At 57.9% G+C, this 24559-nt stretch carries 15 protein-coding genes; 4 read left to right on the top strand and 11 right to left on the bottom strand.

The window, feature by feature from the left end:
* Positions 1–88 precede the first annotated feature (88 nt).
* From Poly24_RS03925 to Poly24_RS03915, 3 genes are all read right to left on the bottom strand, one after another.
* The gene (locus Poly24_RS03925) at positions 89–853 is read right to left on the bottom strand and encodes a HisA/HisF-related TIM barrel protein (RefSeq protein ID WP_145090763.1); all 765 of its coding nucleotides are present in this window, start codon (positions 851–853) and stop codon (positions 89–91) included.
* Positions 854–871: 18 nt separating this feature from the next.
* A complete protein-coding gene (locus tag Poly24_RS03920; protein ID WP_145090760.1) occupies positions 872–2842 on the bottom strand; it encodes an ATP-dependent helicase in 1971 nt (656 codons plus the stop codon).
* 249 nt (positions 2843–3091) lie between these two features.
* Positions 3092–5518 carry an ATP-binding protein gene (locus Poly24_RS03915; RefSeq protein ID WP_145090757.1) on the bottom strand — a complete coding sequence of 809 codons (2427 nt, stop codon included), beginning with the start codon at positions 5516–5518 and terminating at the stop codon, positions 3092–3094.
* A 373-nt stretch (positions 5519–5891) separates the two neighbouring features.
* On the opposite strand from Poly24_RS03915, the gene Poly24_RS03910 reads away from it, so the two are divergent.
* Positions 5892–6731 (top strand): purine-nucleoside phosphorylase, encoded by an 840-nt coding sequence (locus Poly24_RS03910; protein ID WP_145090754.1) that lies wholly within the window; start codon positions 5892–5894, stop codon positions 6729–6731.
* A gap of 44 nt (positions 6732–6775) precedes the next feature.
* A complete protein-coding gene (locus Poly24_RS03905; RefSeq protein ID WP_145090751.1) occupies positions 6776–7639 on the top strand; it encodes a purine-nucleoside phosphorylase in 864 nt (287 codons plus the stop codon).
* A 488-nt stretch (positions 7640–8127) separates the two neighbouring features.
* Here Poly24_RS03905 and Poly24_RS03900 read toward each other — a convergent pair whose 3' ends face one another.
* Positions 8128–8439 carry a hypothetical protein gene (locus Poly24_RS03900; RefSeq protein ID WP_145090748.1) on the bottom strand — a complete coding sequence of 104 codons (312 nt, stop codon included), beginning with the start codon at positions 8437–8439 and terminating at the stop codon, positions 8128–8130.
* Positions 8440–9425: 986 nt separating this feature from the next.
* Between Poly24_RS03900 and Poly24_RS03895 the strand changes: the two genes are divergently transcribed.
* Positions 9426–10466, top strand: coding sequence for a transporter (locus Poly24_RS03895; RefSeq protein ID WP_145090745.1), 1041 nt, complete (start codon positions 9426–9428; stop codon positions 10464–10466).
* A 448-nt stretch (positions 10467–10914) separates the two neighbouring features.
* Here the strand turns inward: Poly24_RS03895 and Poly24_RS03890 are convergent, their stop codons facing one another.
* From Poly24_RS03890 to Poly24_RS03875, 4 genes are all read right to left on the bottom strand, one after another.
* Positions 10915–13923: a zinc-dependent metalloprotease gene (locus Poly24_RS03890; RefSeq protein ID WP_145090742.1), complete on the bottom strand. Its 3009-nt coding sequence runs from the start codon at positions 13921–13923 to the stop codon at positions 10915–10917.
* Between the two features lie 326 nt (positions 13924–14249).
* A complete protein-coding gene (gene hemG, locus Poly24_RS03885) occupies positions 14250–15716 on the bottom strand; it encodes a protoporphyrinogen oxidase (protein ID WP_145090739.1) in 1467 nt (488 codons plus the stop codon).
* Positions 15717–15728: 12 nt separating this feature from the next.
* Positions 15729–18491 (bottom strand): DNA gyrase subunit A, encoded by a 2763-nt coding sequence (gyrA, locus tag Poly24_RS03880; RefSeq protein WP_391556933.1) that lies wholly within the window; start codon positions 18489–18491, stop codon positions 15729–15731.
* Between the two features lie 372 nt (positions 18492–18863).
* Positions 18864–20207, bottom strand: coding sequence for an ATPase, T2SS/T4P/T4SS family (locus tag Poly24_RS03875; RefSeq protein WP_145090737.1), 1344 nt, complete (start codon positions 20205–20207; stop codon positions 18864–18866).
* 214 nt (positions 20208–20421) lie between these two features.
* On the opposite strand from Poly24_RS03875, the gene Poly24_RS03870 reads away from it, so the two are divergent.
* On the top strand, positions 20422–21696 hold the full coding sequence (locus Poly24_RS03870) for an alpha/beta hydrolase family protein (protein ID WP_197452305.1): 1275 nt from the start codon (positions 20422–20424) through the stop codon (positions 21694–21696).
* Between the two features lie 13 nt (positions 21697–21709).
* On the opposite strand, the gene Poly24_RS03865 is transcribed toward Poly24_RS03870, so the two are convergent.
* From Poly24_RS03865 to Poly24_RS03855, 3 genes are all read right to left on the bottom strand, one after another.
* A complete protein-coding gene (locus Poly24_RS03865) occupies positions 21710–21898 on the bottom strand; it encodes a hypothetical protein (protein ID WP_145090731.1) in 189 nt (62 codons plus the stop codon).
* 439 nt (positions 21899–22337) lie between these two features.
* Positions 22338–23141: a DUF1796 family putative cysteine peptidase gene (locus tag Poly24_RS03860; RefSeq protein WP_145090728.1), complete on the bottom strand. Its 804-nt coding sequence runs from the start codon at positions 23139–23141 to the stop codon at positions 22338–22340.
* Between the two features lie 578 nt (positions 23142–23719).
* The gene (locus Poly24_RS03855; protein ID WP_145090725.1) at positions 23720–24475 is read right to left on the bottom strand and encodes a glycosyltransferase family 61 protein; all 756 of its coding nucleotides are present in this window, start codon (positions 24473–24475) and stop codon (positions 23720–23722) included.
* Between the last annotated feature and the right edge of the window lie 84 nt (positions 24476–24559).

The raw sequence follows: 24559 nt of genomic DNA, 5'->3' as shown, positions 1-24559 counted from the left end.
ACGAACAGGAGGCGCAATCGCCAAAAGAAAAGAGGGATTTGGGGACAGAAATCCCTATAAACAGACTATCGCCGCAAACTGGCGTGTGTCAACAAGTTCCGCCGTCAAAGACCAACTTCTTTCGCCCACCATGGAGGGCCGTACCGACCAATACGTATCGGCAGCCCCCCTCTTTTAGTATCCGGATATCGGCAAGGGTCCGAATTCCGCCACCGGAGGTCAGCTCAACATGGGGGTGTTCCACGGCAATAGCACGGCAAATCGACGACGTTAGGGTGCCGGAAGCGGCTCCGACAGCCGCCAGATCCAACGCGATCAGCCGATCGAAACCGTAGCCGATCGCTTGGCTAGCGATCTCGACCGCCGTTTGGCTGGCCAAGGCTGACGAGCCGGCCAAAACCACTCCCGCGCGCAAATCGATGCTCAAAACGATCGCATGTCGCTGAGCCCCCCACCGCTCGCGCAGCGGCACCAGTTCGTCCAAAGCGGCGATCGATTCGGTCCCCACGACGCGGACGATCCGTTCGATCGCGGGCAGCTGCAATTCGACGACGCCCGCGTCGATCCAGATCGGAGCTCCCAAATCCGCCAAGCGATTCAGGAGATCGTCGTGAGGAGAACCTGCGGTGATCGCGTCCAGATCGGCGACGTACACCCCACCGACGCCGCAGTCGAGATACATTTGAGCCAACGCGATCGGATCGCCATCACTTGTCGCAGCACAACAAACCGGCCGATAACTGTCGCGATTGCCGCGGACCGCGTGGACCGCTTTGCCCCCCTTCAGATCGATCACTCCCAAGACCGAGCTCAGTAGATCGTCGTCGGTCGAATCTGCGGTGGAAGTGAGCATGACATGAAAACCGCCGAACTACTTGCGGTAGCGGTTGGGATTATCGGCTTGGCCGGTGATCTCATACAGGAACCGGCTGGGCGTCGTCGGCCGTGGCTTACCCCATTTACGACGCGTCAGGGCCAGCGAAAGCGTCAGCTTTTCCTGCGCCCGCGTGATCCCGACGTAGCACAACCGCCGCTCTTCGGCGATCGCGTCTTCGTCTCCCTTAGCGCTACGATGGTGCGGCAGCAGGCCATCCTCCATGCCGACCATATAGACGACCGGGAATTCGAGCCCCTTGGCAGCGTGCATCGTCAGCAACCAGATCGCGTTCTGTTGGGCGGCACGATCTTTTTCGTTCCCCATCTCGCGTCCCGAAAGGGCGATCTCCGAAAGGAAGTCGGTCAGGCTGGGGGTACGGGCGCGATCGGCATACGCATCGACCGCGTTGACGACTTCGCCGATCGATGCGATTCGCGCTTCACATTCTTCGGGCTCGTTGTAACGGGTGCGAATCTCGTCCATGTATCGGGTCCGCGCAATCAGCGTGTTGACCGCCTCGGTCAGCCCATCATCACGGATCCGATTCTGCACATCGACCAGGATGCCGCGCAGGTCGTCGATCCCGCGGCGAGCCGCTGGCGGCAGCGTCGATGTGACCGTATCGTCACACATCACCTGCCAGATCGGCTGGCCTCGCTTCACCGCGGCATCCATCAACAACTTGATCGTCCCCTGTCCCAGCCCGCGTGGCGGTGTGTTGGCCACGCGCATCAACGAAACCTCATCGTCGGGTTGTTCGACCCACTTCAGATAAGCCACGATATCGCGGACTTCGCGTCGATCGAAAAACGACTGGCTGCCCATCATCACGTAGGGCAGGGCGGCCTTCCGCAACTCCTGCTCGAACAACCGCGGCTGTTCCTTGGTCCGGAACAGGATCGCGATCTCGCCCGGTTGGTAGTGGTTCAATTCGATCATCCGGCCGATCTCGCCGACGACGCGCTGCGATTCTTCGGTCTCGTCTTTGAACTGCGAGATCCGCGGCCGCTGTCCCGCCGGGCGCGCCGGCTTCAGCGATTTGTCGTGCCGCACCGTGTTGTACTGGATCAAACGGTTCGCCATTTCGAGGATCGAACCAGTCGAGCGATAATTGTCCTCCAAGCGGACGACGGTCGCATCTTCCCAGTCTTTCTTGAAGTTCAAAATGTGGCGAACATCGGCTCCACGCCAGCCATAGATCGATTGATCATCGTCCCCCACGACGCACAGATTGCGGTGCGCGTCGGCGAGCGCTTTGATGATCCGATACTGGCTGCCATTGGTGTCCTGATACTCATCGACAAGGATGTGATCAAAGCGATCGGCCTCCGATTGGCGAACCTCTTCGTGTTCGGTAAACAGCACCTCGGTATTCAGCAACAGATCGTCGAAGTCCATCGCGCCGCAAGCCTTCAGCGAATTCTGATACCGCCGATAGCCGGCTGCCGCCAGATGCTCTTTGTCGGTGCGGGCTTCGTTGACCGCCGCCTCAGGATGGACCGATCCATTTTTCCATTGGCCAATGATCGACAGCAGATCGCCCGGCTTGAGCGCCGCGGTCGGCAAACGCAATTCGCGAAGCACGCTCCGCGCGATGCTCTCCTGATCGGATCGATCATAGATCGCAAACTTCTTCGGGTAGCCCAGATTGGTCGCGTGCTGACGCAGGATGCGAACACATTGCGAGTGGAACGTACCGATCACGGGCCGCGGCCGATCGTCTTTCTTGGAGGGGCGTTTCGAGATCCCCAACAGCTCGGCGATCCGCTCCTGCATCTCCCCCGCCGCTTTGTTGGTGAACGTCACCGCAAGGATCCGATCGGCGGCGGTGCCGTTGCGGATCAGGTTGGCGATGCGGAAGGTGACAACGCGCGTCTTCCCCGTTCCCGCTCCGGCCAAAACCAGCAGCGGACCCGAGAGTGTGTTGACAGCGTCGCTTTGAGCGGGGTTCAGACCATGTGACATAGCTGCCGAATCCTAACGAGCGTCCAAGTTGCAGCAAAGGGGCCGTCGAGAGACAACGGCCCCGGCGACCGCCGATCGCTGCGGCGTTTGGCACCGCAAAAAGCAGGGAACGTGGCTCCCGCAGCAGGCCCGCGATTTTGCCGAAGGCCGCCTTTCGCCGCTTCAGCCGCCAAGCAATAGCGTCAGGTTCTCGCAGCGCGTTTTGGGCCCGCACTTTCGCGGAGCGCCGGGCGGGCAGCGGCCCGGCCGCTAAAACAGCCGCTGGGCGATCCCCACCGAATCGACTTGCCATGGAGTCCATAGAAGGATGGGAGGTTCGACTCGCAAATCCCCTTTGCGCGGATTGATCAGCGTCTCCTCCAGCTTCAGGTTCTCGATATGAAAGCGTTCGGCCAGTTCATCGATCTCCCGCTTCAAATCCTCTTCCAGGTCGGCCATGTCGTCGTGCAGCGCTTGCAACGCCGCTTCGGCTCGGCGGACATCCTCTTTCTGACGCGAGGCGCGATTCCATCCGTTGGCCGCTGTCGAAGCCCGACGGCTGATCTTGTTCCCCATAAATCCGTTTAACAGCGTCGAACCGATCTGGATCATCGATTGCCAAGTCGCCCCCTGGGCTTGCGACGCTTCGCGGGAAACGCGGTCCTCGGCGGTGCGGATCTTCTTTTCCAACGACTGCATTTTCGAGGAGAACTTGTCGCGCAAGTTCTCCGTCTCGCGATCCCGCGCCTCGCGAGCCGCTTGTTTGAAGTGCAATCGCGCCTGCACCTCGGTCGATCCCGGTGGCGCCAGTTGATCGACTTCATCGCATTCGTAGACGGCCAGCGTTTGGTGTCGGTAGAAGTAATCCTTCAGATCGTCCGCCCAGCGTTTGTACGATTTCTCATTCACCAATTCGGTCGGCAGATCGGCGAAGGCAAACTTTTCGTCCGGTCGATCGCTGAGCTGCAGATCCGGTGGAGCCGGTTTGCTGTCGATCCACAGCGGATCGGGGACGCCAGCGGCGCAAGAGACGATTCGCGACTGGTCCTGCCATAGATCGATCGACCCGCGGCTGCGGACGAAGTGCAGCGATCCCTTTCCTAAAATCGCCGGCCGGTAGACCAGCGACGCCGATTCGGCCGGGCTTTTCGTCGGGCAGACAAACCGCTCCTCGATCCCCGCGGGGACCATCGGCCGCGAACCTTGAGCACTTCCCGTGGCGATCGATTCGGCCGGTTCACCACTTTCCGCCAACGCCGTGGCCGCTTGCTCGCGGCGGTCCTTCATCAACCGAGAGATCTGATCGCGAGCCAACGGGCCCGACAGGAACGACAGCGCCCAACGCGACTGAAAGACGCGCGGCCCATCGTCGTGAACGTTGTTCATCAAGAAGACGCGGCTTCCCAACCCGGCCAGCGTCTGTTCCATCTCTTGGCGATCAAACGGCACGCCGGTCTGCGCCGCGGCTCCTTCGAGTCCTTCGAGCACACGCTGCTTATCGCGTTCGGTTTGCAACCGCCCCAGGAACCAGGTGCCGATGTTCGATAGCCCTTTGTAATCGAGATCGACCGGGTTTTGGGTGGCTAGCGTGACGCCCAATCCAAACGCCCGAGCCTGCTTCAGCAGCGTCAGCATCGGCGCCTTGGATGGCGGTTTCGCGACGGGAGGGAAATAGCCAAAGACCTCATCCATGTAGAACATCGCCCGCAAGCTGCTGGTGCCGCTCTGCGTCCGCATCCAGGCGACCAATTCGTTCAACAGGATCGTGACGAAAAACATCCGCTCGGTGTCCGACAGATGAGCGATCGACAGGATCGTCAACCGCGGCTTCCCTTCGTCGGTGTACATCAAACGCTGAATGTCCAACGCTTCGCCTTCCAACCAAGTCGAGAAGGCGGGAGAGGCCAACAGATTGTTCAACCGCATCGAAAGCTTGGTTCGATCGGCTGGCGACATGAAGGCATCGAGATTGATCACGCCGACGCGATCGAAAGGGGGCGAAGCGATCATGCCGATCAAGTCGCCGATGGTTACGTTTTTCCCGGCACGCCAGTTGGTGTCTAAAATCTTCGACAACAGGATGTGATCGGGGGAGGAAAGCGGATCGGCATCGACGCCGACCAACGCCAACAACCCCGACGCAGCGCCGGCGATCCGATCGCTCATCGCTTCGCTGTCTTCTAGGATTTCGGGGGGCGGCGCGTTGAAGCTCTTTAAGATGGTCAGCGGCAGCCCGATGTTGCTGCCGGGCGTGTAGACGGCGATGTCGACCGAATCTTGAAAACGGCGGATGCGATCGCCGTCTTGGCCCCACGACGCCAAACCGTCCTGCCACAGCTTGGCCTTGCTGGCAGCCAATTCGTCCAGCGTGATCCCCTTCCGCGCGGCTTCACCCTGTTCCAACCAAGGCTTGTAGTCTTCGGGCCGAAAATCGGGGAAGGTCAGCAGCAGGTTGGCAAGATCCCCCTTGGGATCGACGCAGAGCGCCGGAATCCCATCGATCGCCGCTTCTTCCAACAACGACAGACAGAGCCCCGTCTTGCCGCTGCCGGTCATCCCGACACACAACGCGTGGGTGCACAAATCCTTGGCATCGTACATCAGCAGGTCGTCGCAATTGCGGCCGGCTTTCATATCGTACTCGCGGCCCAGATAGAAGGCTCCGAGCTTTTCAAACTGGTCGACAGAAGGGATCATGCGAATTCGCTTCTACTTATACGTGCAACAAAAGGACTTTTAAAAGAACGATGGCCGCGAAGGGGTTCGATCTGTCCGAACCTTTTCGGCGTGGCGGTTTACCGCAATGTAGAGACAAGCTGAGTTTAACGGATTTTCGTGCAGTCGGCCGCAGCGGCGTGCCGATCCGGATCGGGTATCGGTGCGAAAAGAAAATATCCAGTCGAAGTTCTTTTGAAACAGATATCCTCAATCCTATCAAGTCCGTTGCCACGTTGGGGGCGCAGGTTTTATGATGCGACATCGCCCCCGCAGCACCGATCTCCGCAAGACGACCGATGCTCCCCCCCCAAACCGCGAAGACCGTCGCAACCGTGAGATAAAAGGATTCCGCATGCTCGACCTCTATGACAAAATTGAAGAAGCAACCGCTGCAATCCGGGCCGCCTGGGGAACCACGCCGCGAGCGGGGATCATTCTGGGAACGGGCCTGGGGGGACTTGTCGACGAGATCCAGATCGAAGCCTCTCTGGATTACGCGGAAATCCCGCACTTTCCCACCTCGACAGCCACCAGTCATCGCGGTCGCTTGGTTTGCGGGCAATTGCAAGGGGTGCCCGTGGTTGCGATGGAAGGTCGCTTTCATATGTACGAAGGCTATCCGCTGAAACAGATCACGCTGCCGGTCCGCGTGATGAAGGCTTTGGGAGCCGAATTGTTGGTCGTTTCGAACGCTTGCGGCGGCCTGAATCCCTATTTCCAATCGGGGGACATCATGGTCATCGAAGATCAGATCAACCTAATGGGAGACAATCCATTGATTGGGATCAACGACGATCGCTTGGGGCCTCGCTTTCCCGACATGTGCGAACCGTATGATCAACGGATGGTCGACCAAGCTCTGGAAATTGCCCGCCGCGAGAACATCCGCGCCCACAAAGGTGTCTTCGTCGCCGTCGCCGGCCCCAACCTGGAAACCCGCGCCGAATACCGCTTCCTGCGAACGATCGGAGCCGATGTGGTCGGCATGAGCACCGTGCCGGAGGTGATCGTGGCGGTCCATTGCGGACTGAAAGTGGTTGGATTTTCAGTGATCACCGACATGTGTTTGCCCGATGCGCTGAAGCCGGCCGTTGTCGAAGAGATCATCGCAATTGCCAACGCGGCCGAACCGAATTTGCGAACCTTGGTGCGACAGACGGTCGCCGATTTCGCCAGCGTCCGACTGGCCTAGTCGCATCGTCCTGAGTTCCGCGGAACCCTTCAAACAAGAATCGCATGACCAAGCATCCCGATCCCCAGTGCCCCGCCGAGCGTGTATTGCGAACAGCGGAATTCATCGCATGCAAACTGGCCGAACTGCCGCGCGTCGCGATCATCTTGGGCAGCGGACTGGGGAATCTTGTCGACTACATCGAAGATGCGATCGCCATCGATTACGCCGACATCCCCAACTGGGGACAGTCGCGGATCGCGGGGCACAGCGGTCAATTGATCTTCGGTTGGTTTGATTCCCAGCCGGTGATCGCCATGTCGGGCCGCTTCCATCGTTACGAGGGCTGGACCACGGAACAGGTATCGTTCCCGGTTCGCGTCCTCGCTGCGATCGGATCGCACACGTTGATCGTTTCCAATGCCGCTGGCGGACTCAACCCCCAATACCGCATCGGCGACATCGTGGTGATCCGCGACCACATCGACATGATGCACGGACACCCATGCCGCCGGTTTGATTATGGCACCTATCCGCCGCAAACGCGCAGCGACGCACCGCTGCGAGGGGCTTCGCCCTATGATCAAGCGCTCAGCGACAGAGCACTGGAAACGGCGCGGCTGAAAAACTTCCCCGCCCACCCGGGAACCTACCTTGCCACGCTGGGCCCGACCTACGAAACCCGCGCCGAATACCGCTTCATGCGCAAGATCGGAGCCGACGTGGTCGGCATGAGCACGGTGCCCGAAGTCCTGCAGGCGCAGCGAATCGGGATGCGTGTGCTGGCGATGTCGATGGTCAGCAACATCGCTCGCCCCGATGCTCCGTTGCGCACCGATCACGCCGACGTCCTAGCCGCCGCCCAGATCGCCGAACCAAGAATGCGAGCGATCGTGCGAGAAGCAGTCCAACGCAGCACCACCAGCTGAGTTGGTGGTGGAAACCGGTCACAGCCGGGCGTTTCGCATCACCCGCGATACGACGACCTCTGCGCGGGCGTTGGGGGCGCAAACGCGTCAGGTCCAAGATCCTCACTCCCTCGACCGCCAACCAGATTCACGGCAAGTGTTTTCCATCCGCGTAGATCCGTGCCATTCGCGGGCGAAAAATGGGCAGAGGCGAGTGCGCAATCCTCAGGTGAGTTCTCCGAGGATTTACGCTTCAAATCGGACGACAACCAATCGCCGGACCGTTGGCCCTTCCGTTACGTGTTGCGGACACGCTCCCCAGGCCGGCACTCCGCTCGCACGACTCGCTGCGATTGGCCTGGGCTATGCAACGGATCGGAGCTTCGCCCCTCGGCCACTGCAATAGCCGCGGAGGCGGCGCTCGCATATAGCCTGCGGCGCGAGCCGCAGGATCCGCCAAGCCAGGTGTCACCTGCAACAGGTTTCGGCAGGCAGTTGGGCGTTGCGGGTTACGACCAATCGATCGATTGAAGATGCTGGCGGAACGCGTCTCGATTCATCGACGGGTAAAAGATGATCGGATTCGCCAGACCTGGCTGGCTATGACGGAAACGGATACCGCGCTTAAAAATCCCAAGGATCGAGGTTTCTTCGAGCCCTTGAAAATTCTCGCGGTCGATTCGGAACGACCGAATGGAGGCACTTAGGGTAAGCGACGACGGCTCGACGGCCAGTTCAACAAACAGCTGAGCGGTGAAGGAACCCGCACGCATCGATCCACGAAATTTCAACGCTTCGGGAGATGGATCTAAGTTTGTCATTGGGATCTCTGACGAAGGGATTGCAATGAACTCGAATGAAAACACCCCCGCAACGCAAAACCGCCAATTGCGGGGATCAGCATATTACCAAACGAGCGAGCAGCTTTCGACGTTCCAACAGACGAACCTCCGCCAACCAGACCGAGCCGATGAATTGGGGACAGGCACAATTCAAATCGAGCAACAACCAATCGCCGGACCGTTGGCCCTTCGGTCGCGTGTTGTGGACACAGTACCCAGGCCGGCACTCCGCTCGCAGGGCTCGCTCCGCCGGACCTGGGCTATGCAAAGCACCGGAGCTTCGCCCCTCGGACAAGAACGATGGCAGGGTGTGCCACTGGCTTGCCAGTGCTCTCTTCTGCCGGAGTCCCAGTGTTTGAAGAACCGCAAGACGTCGGGAGTGCCGGTCGTGTGAACTGGATTAATTTGCGGAAACCAAATTGCACCGGATGCCATTTGGATGCCTCACTCCCAAGTGCTTCGTTCGAAATGCACTGGCAAGCCAGTGGCACCCGGTACCCCAGGCAAAGCACCGGAGCTTCGCCCCTCGGACAAGAACGATGGCAGGGTGTGCCACTGGCTTGCCAGTGCTCTCTTCTGCCGGAGTCCCAGTGTTTGAAGAACCGCAAGACGTCGGGAGTGCCGGTCGTGTGAACTGGATTGATTTGCGGAAACCAAATTGCACCGGATGCCATTTGGATGGTTCACTCTTTGGCGCTTCGTTCGAAAAGCACTGGCAAGCCAGTGGCACCCGGTCTTCTCCCCCTGGCAACGGATCGAAACTTCGCCCTTTGAATCATCCCGTAGTTTTCGTCCTGTGATTCCTGGGCCCCGTTGTCAAGCTAGAACTGCTGGAACGATTGTTCCGACGCTTGCGACAGCGCCGCGACTTTCAGCTCCGGTTCACTCATGCTGCGACAACGGAGGTTCCGATCTCCGACAGGGTGAGGGGCGGGCCGCAAATGTAGCCGAGCAAGGATGTTGAAATGAAGCGATTGAATGTCGCGTTCTTTATGCTGCTAGCGGCAGCAAATGTTTCTACTGCGCATGACGATTATCGGTCTCGAGCCGACAAACATGCGCCGGCTGGTTTGATGGGAGACCATCTGCACGCTCCCGGCGAGTGGATGGTCGAATACAAGTACATGAACATGTACATGGACGGCAACCGCGCCGGCACCCAGCGATTGAGCGACAGCGAGGCGATCGATTTTGGTGCGACCAGCAACCCCGTCACCAATCGCATGGCATCGCCCAATAACATGACGCACGAGATGCACATGGTGCACATCATGCGTGGAATGACCGAGGATATCACGCTCTACGCGATGGTCATGCTGCCAAGCATCACGATGGACCACACTCGCGGCCCGATGAATGCTGGTGGTGGCGGCCCGGGCAGCCTGTTCACGACGCACAACAGTGGATTTGGCGACACCACGATCGGGGCGCTGATCGGTCTCTATACCGACAGCAATGACGATGTGATTCTGAACCTCGGCGGCTCGCTGCCGACCGGCGATATCTTCCGGACGACGAGCATCCCTTCGGGCGGCACGATGGAGCAGCCGTTGCCCTATCCAATGCGTCTCGGCTCGGGAACCTTTAATGCCCGCCCCGGCATCACCTGGAAGCACTACTTCGATGTCGGTTCGTTTGGTACGCAGTTCCAAACCGACCTACCGATCGGCCGCAACTACCGCGACTATTCGGTCAGCGATGAATTCCGGTTGAACAACTGGTACAGCCAACTGCTGACCAACAACCTCTCGACCAGCATTCGCGTGGAAAACCTGTGGCGTACGAACTACGACGGCGCCGATCCGATGACTCCCGACGCGATGATCAGCACCAACGTCGAAAGCTTCCGCGGTGGTTATACGCTGAACCTGGGACTGGGTGCGGCGGCACTGCTGCACGGCCATCTGTTAAATGTCGAATTCGTGCCAATGCTGTATCAAGACTTGAACGGCATCCAACTGGAAACCGATTGGTCGATCGTCACCAGTTGGTCGAAGAGCTTTTAGGGTTACCTAGTCGCCTAAGCACGTGACAAGACAGCCCTCGGCTAAACCGAGCGGCTTTTGAGCCGGGCAGGAAATGAAAAGCGCGGGGCGATGTCCACGCGGTTCAACGCAATACCGTTCCACGAAGGAGCCTCGGACCGTCGAAAGAATTAGCGGCCGGACGTAGTGGACGAGTTTACGAGTCCCAGCGATTTGGCCTATTGCAGAAGGACTCGTAACCTCGTCCACGACGCTTCGTTGAACGGCATTGCGGTTAAACGAGAAGACTTCTGAGCGGTTGCTTGGCTGTTCTCGTTTGAGCGACTGAAGGTCAGCGGACCTGCGATTGCATCGCCCCCAAACGTAGCGATCGACGAAGCGAGCCTAGGCCCACTCCGTCGATCGTATTGCTTTTGCTGCGACGCTTATCGCGTCGCAGGCAAATCGACTGGGATTGTCCCGATCGGGATCACTCCGCCGATGGTTCGTCACCCGAAAGGATGAACATCAACGGGCCCTGTTGCTGGTTGCCGCTGTTGAAGACGTATCCAGCGTTCAGCGCCTGTTCGATCCGCGATTGGCATTCCGACAGGTGGGCTTTGGTGTAAGCGTCCATGTCGTCGCCACACTTGCCCAGCGACTTGTCGATCTCATCCTTCAACTCTTTCATCTGCATCATCGCCAAATTGCTGATTGGTTTTGCGGCCGCACTGGTGTCGGTTTTCTTCAGCATCAAGTCGATCAAACGATCCAGATGCTCGCGTTGCAAGTTGCGTCGCAAGCTGGAGATCATCGGATTGCGAGAGTTACTATCAGCGGGACACTTTTCGCCCAGTTCGGTCCAAACGGCCGTGCGAATCGTGCCCAACAGTTCGGGCAGCGTCAACGTATCCTGATCGGCTGGCAATCGGAATTCGTTGTCGTAGACGCGTCGCAACGTCGTCGGGTTCATGATCATCGTCAACGCCGAGGCTTGCAGACCGAGGATTCGGTCGTGGATCGGCCAGGTCGCTTCGTTGGTCATCGCCCGGCTGAAGCCTTCGTCGAGCCATTTGTCGACGCTCATGCGAGCCAACAGTTCGGGAGTCAATCCATAAGAATCGTCGTTGAACGAAGTCTCGATGACAAAGTTCAGTGCAGCACGCTGTTGCTCTGCCGGCACGACTTCGATCGGGCTGCGATCCTCGGGATCACCCTTCTTATCGCGATGCACAAACGCACCGCCAACCCAGCCAGCCATCATGCTGATCGCGCTGGTCTGCTTGCTTAACGTCAATTCGTAACCGCGGCGCGCCTTGGCCCAGCTGTCTCCTTCTTTGACGAATTTATCCAGGATTCGGCTGCGGTACAGCTGCACCAGCTTCATCTGCTCCTTAGCGTAATCCAACGGATCGCGACCAAAGTCGTATCGACGCGCCAAGGGGTCGGGACCCGAAGTGTCTTCGTCGGTTGCAAACTGCAGTTCCGGTTCGTGGCATCGCTTCAAGATTTTAGGCAAATCCGCGTCGGTGAAGGTGTAACCATATTCGACGGCCCAGTAATCGTAAGGACCGATTTCGATCATCGCGTAATCGCCTTGAACATCTCCCGATTCCAAGCGGAAGTTGATCGGTGTGTAATCCATCACCGAACCGGTAAAGGTCTTTTTCCCCTTGACCGCTTCGCTGTTGATCTCATCCAAAGAATGGACGCTGGAGGCTTTGAAGTTGTGGCGAAGGCCCAGAGTGTGACCGACTTCGTGAGCCACCAGGTCGGCCAACAACGGCCCGACAAACCATTCCGGGATGCCGTCGAGCAACTGGTCTTTCGGTTTATCGTCCGTCTTCTCTTCCTTCTTGTCGTCCGTTTTGGCTACGGCTTCTTCGTCCTTGGCTTCCTCTTTCGTTTCCTCGGGCTTCTTGTCTTCCGCTGCAGGACCGTCCTTCTTGCCAGCCGCTTCTTCCGCCTTTTTCTTCTCAGCAGCCGCTTTCGCTTCGTCTTCCTTTTTCTTCTTGTTGGCGTCCGCTTTTTCTTCTTCCAACAATGCCAAGGTCCAGTTCATGCGAGTCAGTGCGAGGTCCATGCGGCGACCGTTGGCAGCCATGCACAATCCGTTTTTCTGGCTGATGTTGCCATACAGGCCATCGTATTCGTCGTCTCCCATCAATTGAGGATTGGCGGCGGCAAAGCTGTGGCCAGCCATCGGCGAACGGGACGAACGGGCGACCGATTCGCGAACTGTCAATCGTTCCGCAGGGTGGGCCAAGCGAACGCGAGGGTCCCAGCTGGGGTTGTTGGCAAGCCAAGCCAGCGTTTCGGGGCTCATTCCCTCCATCGCCAGTTCGGGCATCAAATCGTAATAGTTGAAATTGAAGTAACGGATCCAACCATCGGTCAGGATGATATCGGCATCGAGGATCTGTCCGGTTTCAGGATGAACGCGGCTGGGGCCGATTGCGGTGCCAACATTGTTGTTCAGCCAACGGATGAAGTTGTAGCGCACATCCTCGGGATCCTTTTCCATGTGGGCGCCGCTCTGCGCGTCCTGGTATTCGATCACGATCGCATCGACAATACCCACCTTCTCAAAGGCTTTGTTCCAATAGTCGACACCCTGTTTGATCCAACGGCGATAGCGAACCGGAGCGGTATGCTCGACATAGAATCGGATCGGATTCTTCGGCGGACTCAGTTGCAGTTTGGGATCGCGTTTTTCCAAGTGCCAACGATTGATGTAGCGAACACGGGTCTCGTCGTCGGTGTATTTGCTCAGATCGGTGAAGGCTGTGGTGAAGTAACCGATCCGTTCGTCCGCCTTGCGTGGCTTGAAACCGTTGCTGGTCGCGGGGACTTCGCTAAACGAATAGTGAATCGTTTGCAGTTGTCCTCGGCTGCCCACAATCTCGTAGGCCAGTTCGACGTTGTCAGGGAAAACCTTGGCTTTTTCAATTTTGAAAATTTTCGGCTTGCTGATCCGCACTTGGTTGCCAAAAAAGTTGGAAGCGTTATTGATCAGCAGGCTGTCCATATCGATCACAGGACCGCCCGTCGGCCCCTTGGCCAACACAGGAACATCCAACAAGACACGGTCGGTGAACAACCGTTTGACCGATGCGCTCGCCTCGGCCTCCCCCTTAGCGGTCACCTCCAGATTAGGAAGCACAAGCGCCAGACGCTCATCATATTGACGCCACTGGACCACCATGTCGCCCGATTGCAGGCCGGCATAGCGGTCGCCGCTGCCAACAGTCAATGCGATGAAATACCGTTTTCCGGCAAACGCCTTGGGAAGTTCGGCCAACATTTGGCCATCCTTCTCGCGCGTCCAAACACTAAAAAGCGTCTTGTCGCTCTGTTGATCCGAAGAGGTTAACTTCTTGTAACCTTCGGAGACGGTGTCGAACGCCGGCAGGTCCGCAAAGGCCGCACCGGGCACCAACAGCAACAGGGCCAGGCTGAGACGAAGGCCCAGCGGAAACGGGAGACGTAAAAACTTCATCTATGCAATCCCTCGTACAAAGGTGGGTGTTTGGATGCTCGTTGGTTTCAGAGCGCAGCGGTTCCGACGTCGAAATCTACGTCATGTCCCCCCGTCGACCTGTGCCGACCGGCGGGCAAGCTGTTTTTCTTTCATTCTACGCCCGGGTTAACCCGATTGCGACTTTACCAACCAGCGGGTGGATCCGATCCAGGCAGGTTATCTTGCCTAATTGAACCTATTTACGCTTTCGTCGCATCTTGGATTTTCGCAAAAAACGACAAAATCGACATCGACGCAACGGACAGGTTCGCACCGATCGACGGAACCCCAGGGCGACGGCGTGACTAAAGCGGGGAAGTGCCACGGGCTTGATCTGCCACCTGATCGACGATTCTGTCGACGGCAGTCCGGGAGGTTCGAATGCAATGGGCGATTCCCACACCCTCGAGCGCGTTGCCCGCCAGCTCCAGTCCCGGCAGGCCGGAGATCTCGCGTTGGATCCGATCGCGGCGATCACAATGGCCGACATGGTACTGTGGCATTGCGGCGTTCCAGCGCACGACGCGCTCGATTTTCGCCGGCCCCCGCAATCCGATCATGTCCCCCAGTTCGCGGCGTGCGGTTTCGATCAACCCTTCGTCGCTGCGATCCAGCAGGTGCCCTTGCATCGCTCCGCCGATAAAGACGCGAATCAGATGCATGTCGTCGGGAGCGCGGTCGGCGAATTTGCGATTCAAGAAACTGGCGGCAATGATCTCCCGTTGCTCGATCGCGGGCACGACCATCCCGAAACCGTCCAGTGGATGCGCGACCTGGTCCTTACCAACACCCAACAGCACCAGCGCGGAACTTGCATACGGTATCTCGGCCAGATCATCGGCAACGGCCGCTGCCAGCGGTCGCAGTAACTTCGATGCGGCAGGGCCGGGCAGGGCGACGATCACCGCATCATAGGAAGCGGCTTCCCCTTGCCCCGATTGCAGTGTCCACTGGTTCCCGTTGCGACACAGCGACGCGATCCGTTCCCCTCGGCGAATATTGCCATCGCCGATCCGATCGACCAACGTGTCGAACAGTTCTCCCATCCCACCGGGCAGGCTACGAAACTGAGCGTAACGGGCTCCACTGGCCGAACGGGCCGCATCGTCTTTGCTTTGTTTTTGCAGTGCCCGCGTCGCGCGGACCATCCCGCCATGCTCGGCTTCCAAGGCGACAAACTGCGGCATCGTCGCCTGCATGCTCAACTTGCTGGCATCGGCGGTATAGATCCCCGCAACCAGAGGTTGAATCAAACGATCGAACGCTTCGCGGCCGAAACGTCGTAACGCAAAGCTCTGCAGGCTCTCATCGGCATCGTCCGCTTTCCCTTTGACAAATGCCTCGGCCACCAATCGCAAGCGACCAGGAATCGACAACAGCGGCGACGCCAGCAGCTTCTTAAGATCGGTCGGTCGCAGCAGCGCGAAGCCCTCGGGGACAGGCACCAGTTTGCCGGCGCGGAGGATAAACGCTCGCCGATTTGCTTCCAACGGATCGACCAACCGATCCTCGATTCCCAAGTCGCGACACAATTGGATCGCGCCGGGGGGCTGGACTGAAAAACTGTCGGCCCCAAACTCCAACAAGAAGCCATCCTGGCGAACCGTTTGGATGACGCCACCGACACGCTCGCTCGCTTCGTACAGCGCGACATCCCAGTCGGGATGTCGATGCCGCAAATCGAAAGCGGCAACGAGGCCACTGATCCCGCCCCCGATGACCGCAACGCGGGCATGCGGGGGAGGTGTCGGTTTAGGTGCTAACGCCTGCAATCGGGATTCGCCTTACTCCGCCGCATCTTCGTTATCGGGCGACGCGTTGTCGTCCGCTGCTTCATCACCTTCGGAAGCGTCCTGTTCAACATCGTCCGAATCGGCAAGGTCATCGCCTTCTACGGCGGATGCTTGCGAAACATCGACGGGCGTGACCGGCGCGGCTGCGGCCGCCTCTTCCTCTTCGGAAACCTCTTCTTTAGGCACACGCACGATCGCGGCTAACGAATCGCCGTCGCCAAGGTTCATGATCCGCACCCCTTGGGTATTCCGGCCGATCACGTTGATCTCTTCAGCGGCCACGCGCTGGATCTTTCCTCGCGCGGTCATCATCAGAATCTCTTCATCGCCATCGACACGCAAGCTGCCGATCACCTGGCCATTGCGGTCGGTGGTCTTGATGTCGCGAACGCCTTTTCCGCCACGATTCTGGACGCGATATTTCGCCGACGACGACGTTTCGTCTTCCGCCGGATCGGTATCTCCGTTGGGGCCAAAGGGCGTTCGCTTTCCGTACCCACGTTCGCAAATCGTCAGCAGCGTGGCGTTTGGATCGGCAACGACCAAGCCGACCAGATGATCGTCTTTGCCCAGGCTGATCCCCTTCACGCCCGACGTATTACGGCCCATCGGTCGCGCGTCCGATTCGGAGAACCGGATCGCCATTCCCTTGGCCGTCGATAGCACGACTTCGTCTTCGGGCTTGATGATCACCGCTTTGACAAGCTCATCTCCTTCACGCAGCTTGATCGCGATGATCCCGCCTCGCTTGGGACGACTGTAGTTTTCCAAAGGCGTCTTCTTCACCAAGCCGCCCTGAGTCGCCATCAAAACAAAGTGGCCAGGAAGATTGAAATCGCGTACCGGCAAACAGGCGGCGATCTTTTCGTCTTCCGCCAACTGCAACAAATTGACGATCGCGCGTCCACGGCTCTCGCGACTGAGGTTTGGCAGATCGTAAACCTTCTGCCAGTAAACCTTGCCCTTCGTCGTCAAGAACAGCAGGTAGGCGTGCGTGCTGGCGACGAACAGGTGTTCGATCGGATCCTCTTCTTCGGTCGCCGCTCCCTTGAGTCCCTTGCCGCCACGCCGCTGCGCTCGGTAGGTGCTCGACGCGACACGTTTGATGTAGCCGCGGTGGGTGATCGTGACGACCATCGTCTCTTCGCGGATCAGGTCCTCCAGGTCGATGTTGCCCAGCTCTTCGCCGCTGATCTCGGTGCGGCGGGCATCGCCAAAGCGACGCATGATCTCCTGCATATCCTCTTTGATCATGTCGAAGATCAACTGCTGATCGGCCAAAATCTCAAGGTAGCCGGAGATTTCGATCAGCAATTGAGCGTGCTCGTCGCCCAGCTTTTCCTGCTCCAGGTTCACCAACTGGCCCAACCGCATCCGCAGGATTTCGTCGGCCTGGACGCTTGTTAAACTGTAGGTATCGGAGACCCCACGTTCCTGTTGGAATTGGCTAAATCCGGTGTCTCCCAGAGCGCGGGCCATCAGCGACGCGGGACACTCGACTCCCATCAGACCGATTTTCGCTTCGGGCTGCGTTCGGCTGTTGCGGATGATTCGAATGATCTGATCGATGTCGGCCAATGCCAACAACAGACCTTCGACCGAGTGCTTGCGACGGCGCGCACGCGCCAACAAGAACTGAGTTCGGCGACGGATCACCGTCACCCGGTGGCGGACAAATTCCTGCAGGATCTCTTTCAGATTCAGTTCCCGCGGCTTGCCATCGACCAGCGCCAACAAGATGATCGAGAACGTGTCTTGCAGTGGCGAGTACTGATACAACTGGTTCAGCACCACGTCGGGATCGGCATCGCGTTTGAGATCGATCACCAACCGCACGGGCTCTTTCAGATCGCTTTCGTCGCGAATGCCCGAAATTCCCTTGATCCGATCGCCGGTGACCAACGCAGCGATTTTTTCGACCACGCGATCGCGTGCCTGCTGGAACGGGATCTCGTTGACGACGATCCGGTTGCGTTTCTTTTCCGTTTCGATGCGACAGCGGGCACGAACAACAACCGTGCTGCGGCCGGTGTAATAACCACGGCGAATCCCGCCCCGCCCGCAAATGATCCCGCCGGTGGGGAAATCGGGGCCCTTGACGATGTCCATCAATTCTTCGATCGATACATCGGGCTCCTCGACCAATCGCACGATCGCCTGGCAGACCTCGTTCAAATTGTGCGGTGGGATGCTGGTCGCCATACCCACGGCGATACCATTGGATCCATTGACCAACAGATTCGGGAACCGGCCAGGCAAGACGGTCGGCTCGGTCCGCGCTTCATCGTACGTGGGGACGTAATCGACGGTGTCCAGCTTCAGATCGTCCAGCATCATCGCCGCGACGGCGCTCAAACGAGCTTCCGTGTACCGCATGGCCGCCGCGGGGAGACCGGCGATCGACCCAAAGTTCCCCTGCTTATCGATCAACAGGTGCCGCATGTTCCATTCTTGCGCCATCCGAACCAATGTCGGATAGATCACGCTTTCACCGTGCGGGTGGTAGTTACCCGACGTGTCACCGGAGATCTTCGCGCACTTGACCCGCCGCGACTGAGGGCCCAGATTTAAGTCGTTCATGGCGACCAGAATCCGGCGTTGGCTCGGCTTCAGGCCGTCGCGAACGTCGGGCAACGCGCGGCTGACGATCACGCTCATTGCGTACGTCAGATAGCTTTCTCGCAATTCGTCTTCGATCGGCAGGTCGACCATCCGCAGCGCGCCATGGCCGCCACTGTCGCCGCCGATGGGAATCGACGAACTACTGCCGTTTTCATTCTCGTCGCCGCTACCGTTTCCGTTCTCTTCGTCAGCCAATGAAGCGTCCTTTGATTACTCTTTCACCACTGTCGCTGTCCGCACCGATTGTCGGATAAACGCCTAAGGGGCGATCCCGGTCGGGCAGTTCAAAACTCCCGCGCCCGGTGGAATCACCTTCGCCGCGAGCGATCATGGAACAGACCAAGAAAGACCTTGTCGACCGTCGAAAATCGGGCGACGGGGACAAGGTATATCAGCAACACTATCGAGGCCAAAATCTTAACCGATTCCAGCCTCATTGACAACGGGCCCGAGCCTTCCGCACGAAGACCTAAGTGCTACGCGATAAAGAGTTTGCGACGCGATTTATTTGCCGCCACTGCTAAAAATACGCCGCATCTCTTCGAGGCTCGTAATACCGCGTGCGACAGCCATGATCCCCTCGTCCTGTAGATTGCGATGCCCCTCGGCCTTCGCCACCTGACGCAACTTGTTCACGTCGCCGGTTTTCAGCAGGGCATCCTTCAGCTTTGGACCAACCGTCAGCAGTTCATAAATCCCAAAACGGCCGAAATAGCCGCGATTCGCACACTTGGGGCAGGGCGGAATCGGCGCCGGGTTCCCCTTTTCGTCGACCTGCTGCTCGATCGGCGGTGGCACAAACGGCTGATACATCATCGCCACGCGACCTTGCGGGATCCCCAACTTCTGCAGCAACTGGGGGGGCGGCGCGAAGCCCTGACGGCAGGTTTCGCACAACCGACGCGCTAGCCGCACGTTGGTGACATGCGATAACATTTCAACGATCTCTTTGGCTACGGCGCGATGATTGTGGACCAGACGCGCGCATGCCTCGACGGCATCGCTCGCCACGATCCGCGAGATCACCTGCTTTTCGATCTTCGTCTGCCCATGCAATAGCTTGATCGTTTCGTCGTCGTAAAGCTCGGGCATCACAAAAACATCAGGCTCACGCAGCGAAAGCGCCCTGACGGCATCCCGAGCGGTATCGTTCTTGGCCCCCGGACCGAAATAATTCGGGCTGACGTTGATGATATCGGGCTCACTGCTCCCCTTGGGCTCGATCGCCTGAAAATCGCTGATGAATTTGTCCGCAGCTTCCAATGCGATCGTCCATGACGTCGTCAGACCGCCCCCTTTGGGAGCACTGATGAGAACCATGTGCCCCTTGTCGTTGAGCGCCTCTTTCAGCTGGACCTGCATTTTGTCACGCATCCCCAGATCATCGAGCGTCTTGAAGGGGATGTCCTTTTTGTCGAGCGTCAGCATCACTCGCTCCCCCGTGGGCACCCCTTGGCTCTGGATCTTGACGTTGTATTTGTCGCGTCCCATGATCGCCAGCGTTTTTCCCTGCTGAGCGTTCTTCCGATCGGCGGGATTCATCCGACACAACGTTTTCGCCGCGACCAGCATCGCATCCCCTGCGTCGCGAGGCAGCGGCGGCAATTGTTCCCACATACCGTCAATCTGATAACGCATGTTGACCATCTGCGCGTTGTAATCGAGCATCAGATGTGTCGCACGGTTGGCGATCGCGTGCCCCAGCTGACCTCCCAAAACGGGAAATCCAGGCGACTGACGCGCGGAGATCAGCAAGCCCTGGGCCAGCCCCGAATCCTCATGAATACCTTTGAATTCACAAGGGGCAACGGTCTGCCAAAGTTGTAATTCTTCTTGTTGCTTGGCCATAGAGATCAAAGAAAAGTGCGAATGTGACGGAGATTGAAGGGTCCAGCGTGCGGGAAAGCTTGTAATTTGCATTGTCGCTCGAATCGGGCCGATGAACAAGAGCAGCCCGCAAAGGCCCCCCTCGCAGGAGTGGCAATATTCGGATCGGCAGGAACGACCGTGCTACAATATCGTCTCTAATGACAACGAATCCCCCTCGCCCCCCACTGTCACCATGAAACGCTTCCTCGCCTTCCTGCTCATTCCCTTCATCCACCACTCCGTACTCACCGCCCAACCGAGGCAAGACGAGGACGTCGCCCAAGCCTTGGCAGCGATGGTCGCTTCGGCGAAACAGGCGCCCGAGATGCGGTGGGTCGACCAATCAGGCCCCGTTCACTCGTTGCTCTACGCGGGCGAAGACTATCGCGGCAAACCGACCGAGGTTTTCGCCTTCTACGCCTCGCCAACCACTCTTGGCGAAGCAGCGGCCGATGCCAAATACCCAGCCGTCGTGTTGATTCATGGCGGTGGCGGGACCGCGTTCGCCGAATGGGTTTGGTTGTGGGCCAAGCGAGGTTATGTAGCGATCGCGATGGATCTTGGCGGATCGCGCCCCAGCGATCCCCAGTTCAATCCACAGACGGGAGTTCCGATCGCCAATCAGGGATATCCCGCCAACACACGAACTCGACTGGAAAACGGCGGCCCCAACCAGGGACACTCCGAAAAATTTGATTCGATCGGCGGCGAGGCCTCCGACGACTGGCCTTTCCACGCCGCAGCCTCGGTCTTGCGAGCGCATTCGTTGATCCGTTCGTTTGAAGACGTCGATCCCGAACGAACCGCAGTGACCGGGATCAGCTGGGGTGGCTATACGACCTGCCTAGCTGCTTCGCTGGACGACCGCTTCAAAGCGGCAGTCCCTGTCTACGGCTGCGGTTTCTTGCACGAAGGGGAATCGGTTCAGAAGCCGTCGATCGATCGCTTGGGGGATCGCCGCGACGACTGGGTCGCGGTCTATGATCCCGGCAGCCAGCTGCGCCACTGCCGCGTCCCGATCCTGTTCGTCAACGGCACCAACGACATCCACTATCCGCTGGACAGCTACCAAAAGAGCTTCGACGTCGTTCCTGGGACCAAGCAAATGCGGATCGAAGTCAAAATGGGACACAGCCATCCGGCCGGCTGGAAGCCTCAGGAGATCGGCCAGTTCATCGATTCGTATTGCCGTGACGGAAAGGCATTGCCCGTGCCAGGAACTCCGCAGATCGATGGCGATGTCGTCACGTTGCAATACGCCAGCGAGGTGCCACCGAAATCAGCCAACCTGCACTACACCACCGACAGCGGCCCGCGAGCGAAACGCGACTGGCAGACGGTTCCCGCCAAGATCGATGGCCAGACGATCACCGCTCCCAAACCACCGGCCGATGCAAACACATGGTTCCTCGCGTTAACCGACACTCGCGACGCGATGGTAACAACCGCCGTGCAGTTCAAAGATTAGAACGCTGCCGGATTCAATCGGCTTCACCCGCTGCGGCGCGGCGGGTCTGTTGGCGTCCCAGGTAGATCGCCAGGATTCCCCAAGCGATGACAACCGGGAACATGATCGCGCTAAACTCGTCGCCAACAGGGGTTGTTCGCTTCCAGTCTTCCGTTGGCGACATGCCTGTGCCTTGGGCCGACGGGGAACGTTGCTTAGGCATACAGGATCGCAAGTTGCAGCGACCACGACTGCCGGTTCATTCCTTCGTCCTGAACCGGATCCATCAACAACGGAGATGCAAGCAGCGGGGCCCGCAACCTTCGCAAGTAAATCGACTTAGTCCTGCACAACGACCACGCCACGCACCGCGATGTCCCCTACGGCTATCGACTGGGGGTGCTACCGCTAAGAAGCGGACAGGAAACCTCTGGTCGGATTGGCACCGCATAAAAAAACTCGGTTTTCTGTCCGGATCTAAGGCGTTTCAGATTCCATCGCTGATCGAGATCGTCTGTCGCGAACGTCCTGCTTGCGTTAAATGCCGAGATTTCAAACGCACGATACAGGTGAGCGCGTCTGTCGGGTTCGGGTCCCGTTTGTGTTTCGGAATTTCCACGGAATTCGCAGCGTGCTTGGCACAAACTCGGAAGCCGCGTCACTTAGATTAGGCTTGCTATATTTCTGAACTTGCGTGGAAGCATTTGTTGAATGCGACGGCCCGTCGACAACGGGATGGATTTCGCCAAATCAACACGACTCATCACCCCCTGCCTTAGCAGCAAATTCCTCCACTGGTTTTTCCATTGCCGACCTGCTCTTCGATTGTTTTCGGGGCGTGCAATCAACCATTCGAAATCAATTGTGGGCACAGCGCAGCGTTTCGCATTTTTTGCAAATTGGTGAACAACCGACGGCATGCTTAAAAAAGGCTCATCCGTCGAAAAAACGCTGATTAGTCGTATTTTGGGATGGGCGTACTTGCGATCCATCATCTCCATAAACTCCAGAGACTCGTCTATCAACTTTTGCGTCCTGTCTCCCACCGTAGATTCGCAAAGCAACTCGGGGCCTTCATCGAAACGACGATAGTAAACAAATACGATTTCTCGTTGCGGGTCCGTTAGGATTCTGGTTAACCGATCGATCCTTCGGTTCAAGGTCTCCTTTGCGTGTGAATCTTCCAACGGATTGCCGTGCACGTGCGCTTTGTTTGGATAGTTCCGAAAGACAACGACTTCTTGGTTGGGCCAGCGAAAGTGAGGTGATCGGATATATGCATCGCGACTGCGAACCTCAAGGAAGTCATTTTCAATAATAGAAGTTACTGCCCGAAGCCCATCGTGTAAGTTCCACAACCAATCAAATGGAAGACTTACTTGCCGTAGATAAAAGTGACGAAGGATCAAAGCGACATCGCATCCGCCTCCGAGGGAAACCACAACCTGATTTCGCGTTCTGTTCACAACTCATTCCCCTAACAATTTCCATGGCTATTGGGCTCGCACATGATTTATTTAACACGCCACTCGCCCCCCCCCTCATTTGGCAAGTCTGATTCTCTAGCAAAGTCGTAGATCGCACGTCAACAAGCGTTATAAACTTTTACAATTCGAAACAGTGAAATAGAAACTCCTTTCATAAGCAACGCCGCCCACCTTTTGCGATGACGAGTTCGATGGGCCGGCGACACTGTGATTTACCGTAGAAGCGGCTATGGTGTCTGCTACCGGTCTCGAGTTTTCGGACAACTCAAAAGGTGCATGTTTTCCTGAGAGACAGGGTTCCCAACCGAAAACGAAGTCAAGCACGCTCACGCTCGCATCTTGCGCAGGATCGGGCTAGCGCGCACTCGATAGCCGTGTATCCCGGTCGATCAACCCGAGCTTCGTTTTGGTAGCGGGGTTCCCTTGGCACGTGCGGAACAAGTCATTCAAAAGAGGGCGGATTGTTTTTGTACAGGTTGGTGCGTTCGACGGTGCGCAGAATGACGAAATCTTACGGATTGTGAGAGATTACCCGGTAAAAGGGAATCTTGTTGAACTTAAGCCAACGTATATAAACGTTTGCAGGCAATTCGACGGCTGACATAGACACGCTGACTCGGCTTGGAATGTAGTGCTGCCAAACTGTTGTCGGTTTGACTTTGCAAGTGAATTCCGAGGCGACGTCGCGAGCCCGCGGTTGCAATGGATGGCACGATCAAACGATTGGCTTGAAGCCTCAAGCCCTGATGAGGCTCAATGATCTTTTCCGCTGGAATGCCCAACAACTGCAGCGATTGCCACTGGAACGACTTGTAGTTATCGATCACGTAGGCGTCCGCTTGGAGGACCAACTCCAGACGCGGCAGCGTTTCACGCAGCCAGTGATGATAGTAATGCGATCCAGGCGAGTTGAGAATGACGACATCGCCATCGACTTGCACAGGCTTCGGGAAACGGCGCGAGGTCGTTAACCGATGACGGTAGTAACGTGGATTAAGCGGCCCGCTGGGAGGCATCTCAGGGATTAGCTGACTGCCATCGCCGTGCAGATCTGCCAGCGTACGATCGTCGATTCCGATCCAGTCGCAGCGCCGACCGTAACACCATCCCCCAGCAATCTCAATTACGGAGCCTCCCTCGGACGGATCGTGCCATAGCAACCGCATCCGGTCAGGATATTCCGCTAGCAAATCACGCGACGCATCGAGCCGCTGTGGTTTTTTGGCGCCTCGACGAACGGGCAGCCAACCCGCTGGCGCAAACACATATTTGCCGCGATGAATCAGCTTGCGCTTATGTTTGACAATATCCATTTCTAAATAGTCTTTCGCGCTTTCAGAATCCGATTGCAGGCGAAATTCCTTTGGTGTCCAGCCTGGGCATGCCCACAAACCTCC

It is taken from the genome of Rosistilla carotiformis (assembly GCF_007753095.1).
GTDB lineage: Bacteria > Planctomycetota > Planctomycetia > Pirellulales > Pirellulaceae > Rosistilla > Rosistilla carotiformis.
Note: the sequence above shows the minus strand (reverse complement) of the source record. Positions and strands in the feature narration are given on the sequence as shown.

What these genes read in the sequence shown, in the direction of transcription:
- Poly24_RS03925 (WP_145090763.1), bottom strand. Translation starts at nt 853, where the DNA reads ATGCTCACTTCCACCGCAGATTCGACCGACGACGATCTACTGAGCTCG.
- Poly24_RS03920 (WP_145090760.1), bottom strand. Translation starts at nt 2,842, where the DNA reads ATGTCACATGGTCTGAACCCCGCTCAAAGCGACGCTGTCAACACACTC.
- Poly24_RS03915 (WP_145090757.1), bottom strand. Translation starts at nt 5,518, where the DNA reads ATGATCCCTTCTGTCGACCAGTTTGAAAAGCTCGGAGCCTTCTATCTG.
- Poly24_RS03910 (WP_145090754.1), top strand. Translation starts at nt 5,892, where the DNA reads ATGCTCGACCTCTATGACAAAATTGAAGAAGCAACCGCTGCAATCCGG.
- Poly24_RS03905 (WP_145090751.1), top strand. Translation starts at nt 6,776, where the DNA reads ATGACCAAGCATCCCGATCCCCAGTGCCCCGCCGAGCGTGTATTGCGA.
- Poly24_RS03900 (WP_145090748.1), bottom strand. Translation starts at nt 8,439, where the DNA reads ATGACAAACTTAGATCCATCTCCCGAAGCGTTGAAATTTCGTGGATCG.
- Poly24_RS03895 (WP_145090745.1), top strand. Translation starts at nt 9,426, where the DNA reads ATGAAGCGATTGAATGTCGCGTTCTTTATGCTGCTAGCGGCAGCAAAT.
- Poly24_RS03890 (WP_145090742.1), bottom strand. Translation starts at nt 13,923, where the DNA reads ATGAAGTTTTTACGTCTCCCGTTTCCGCTGGGCCTTCGTCTCAGCCTG.
- Poly24_RS03875 (WP_145090737.1), bottom strand. Translation starts at nt 20,207, where the DNA reads ATGGCCAAGCAACAAGAAGAATTACAACTTTGGCAGACCGTTGCCCCT.
- Poly24_RS03870 (WP_197452305.1), top strand. Translation starts at nt 20,422, where the DNA reads ATGAAACGCTTCCTCGCCTTCCTGCTCATTCCCTTCATCCACCACTCC.
- Poly24_RS03865 (WP_145090731.1), bottom strand. Translation starts at nt 21,898, where the DNA reads ATGCCTAAGCAACGTTCCCCGTCGGCCCAAGGCACAGGCATGTCGCCA.
- Poly24_RS03855 (WP_145090725.1), bottom strand. Translation starts at nt 24,475, where the DNA reads ATGGATATTGTCAAACATAAGCGCAAGCTGATTCATCGCGGCAAATAT.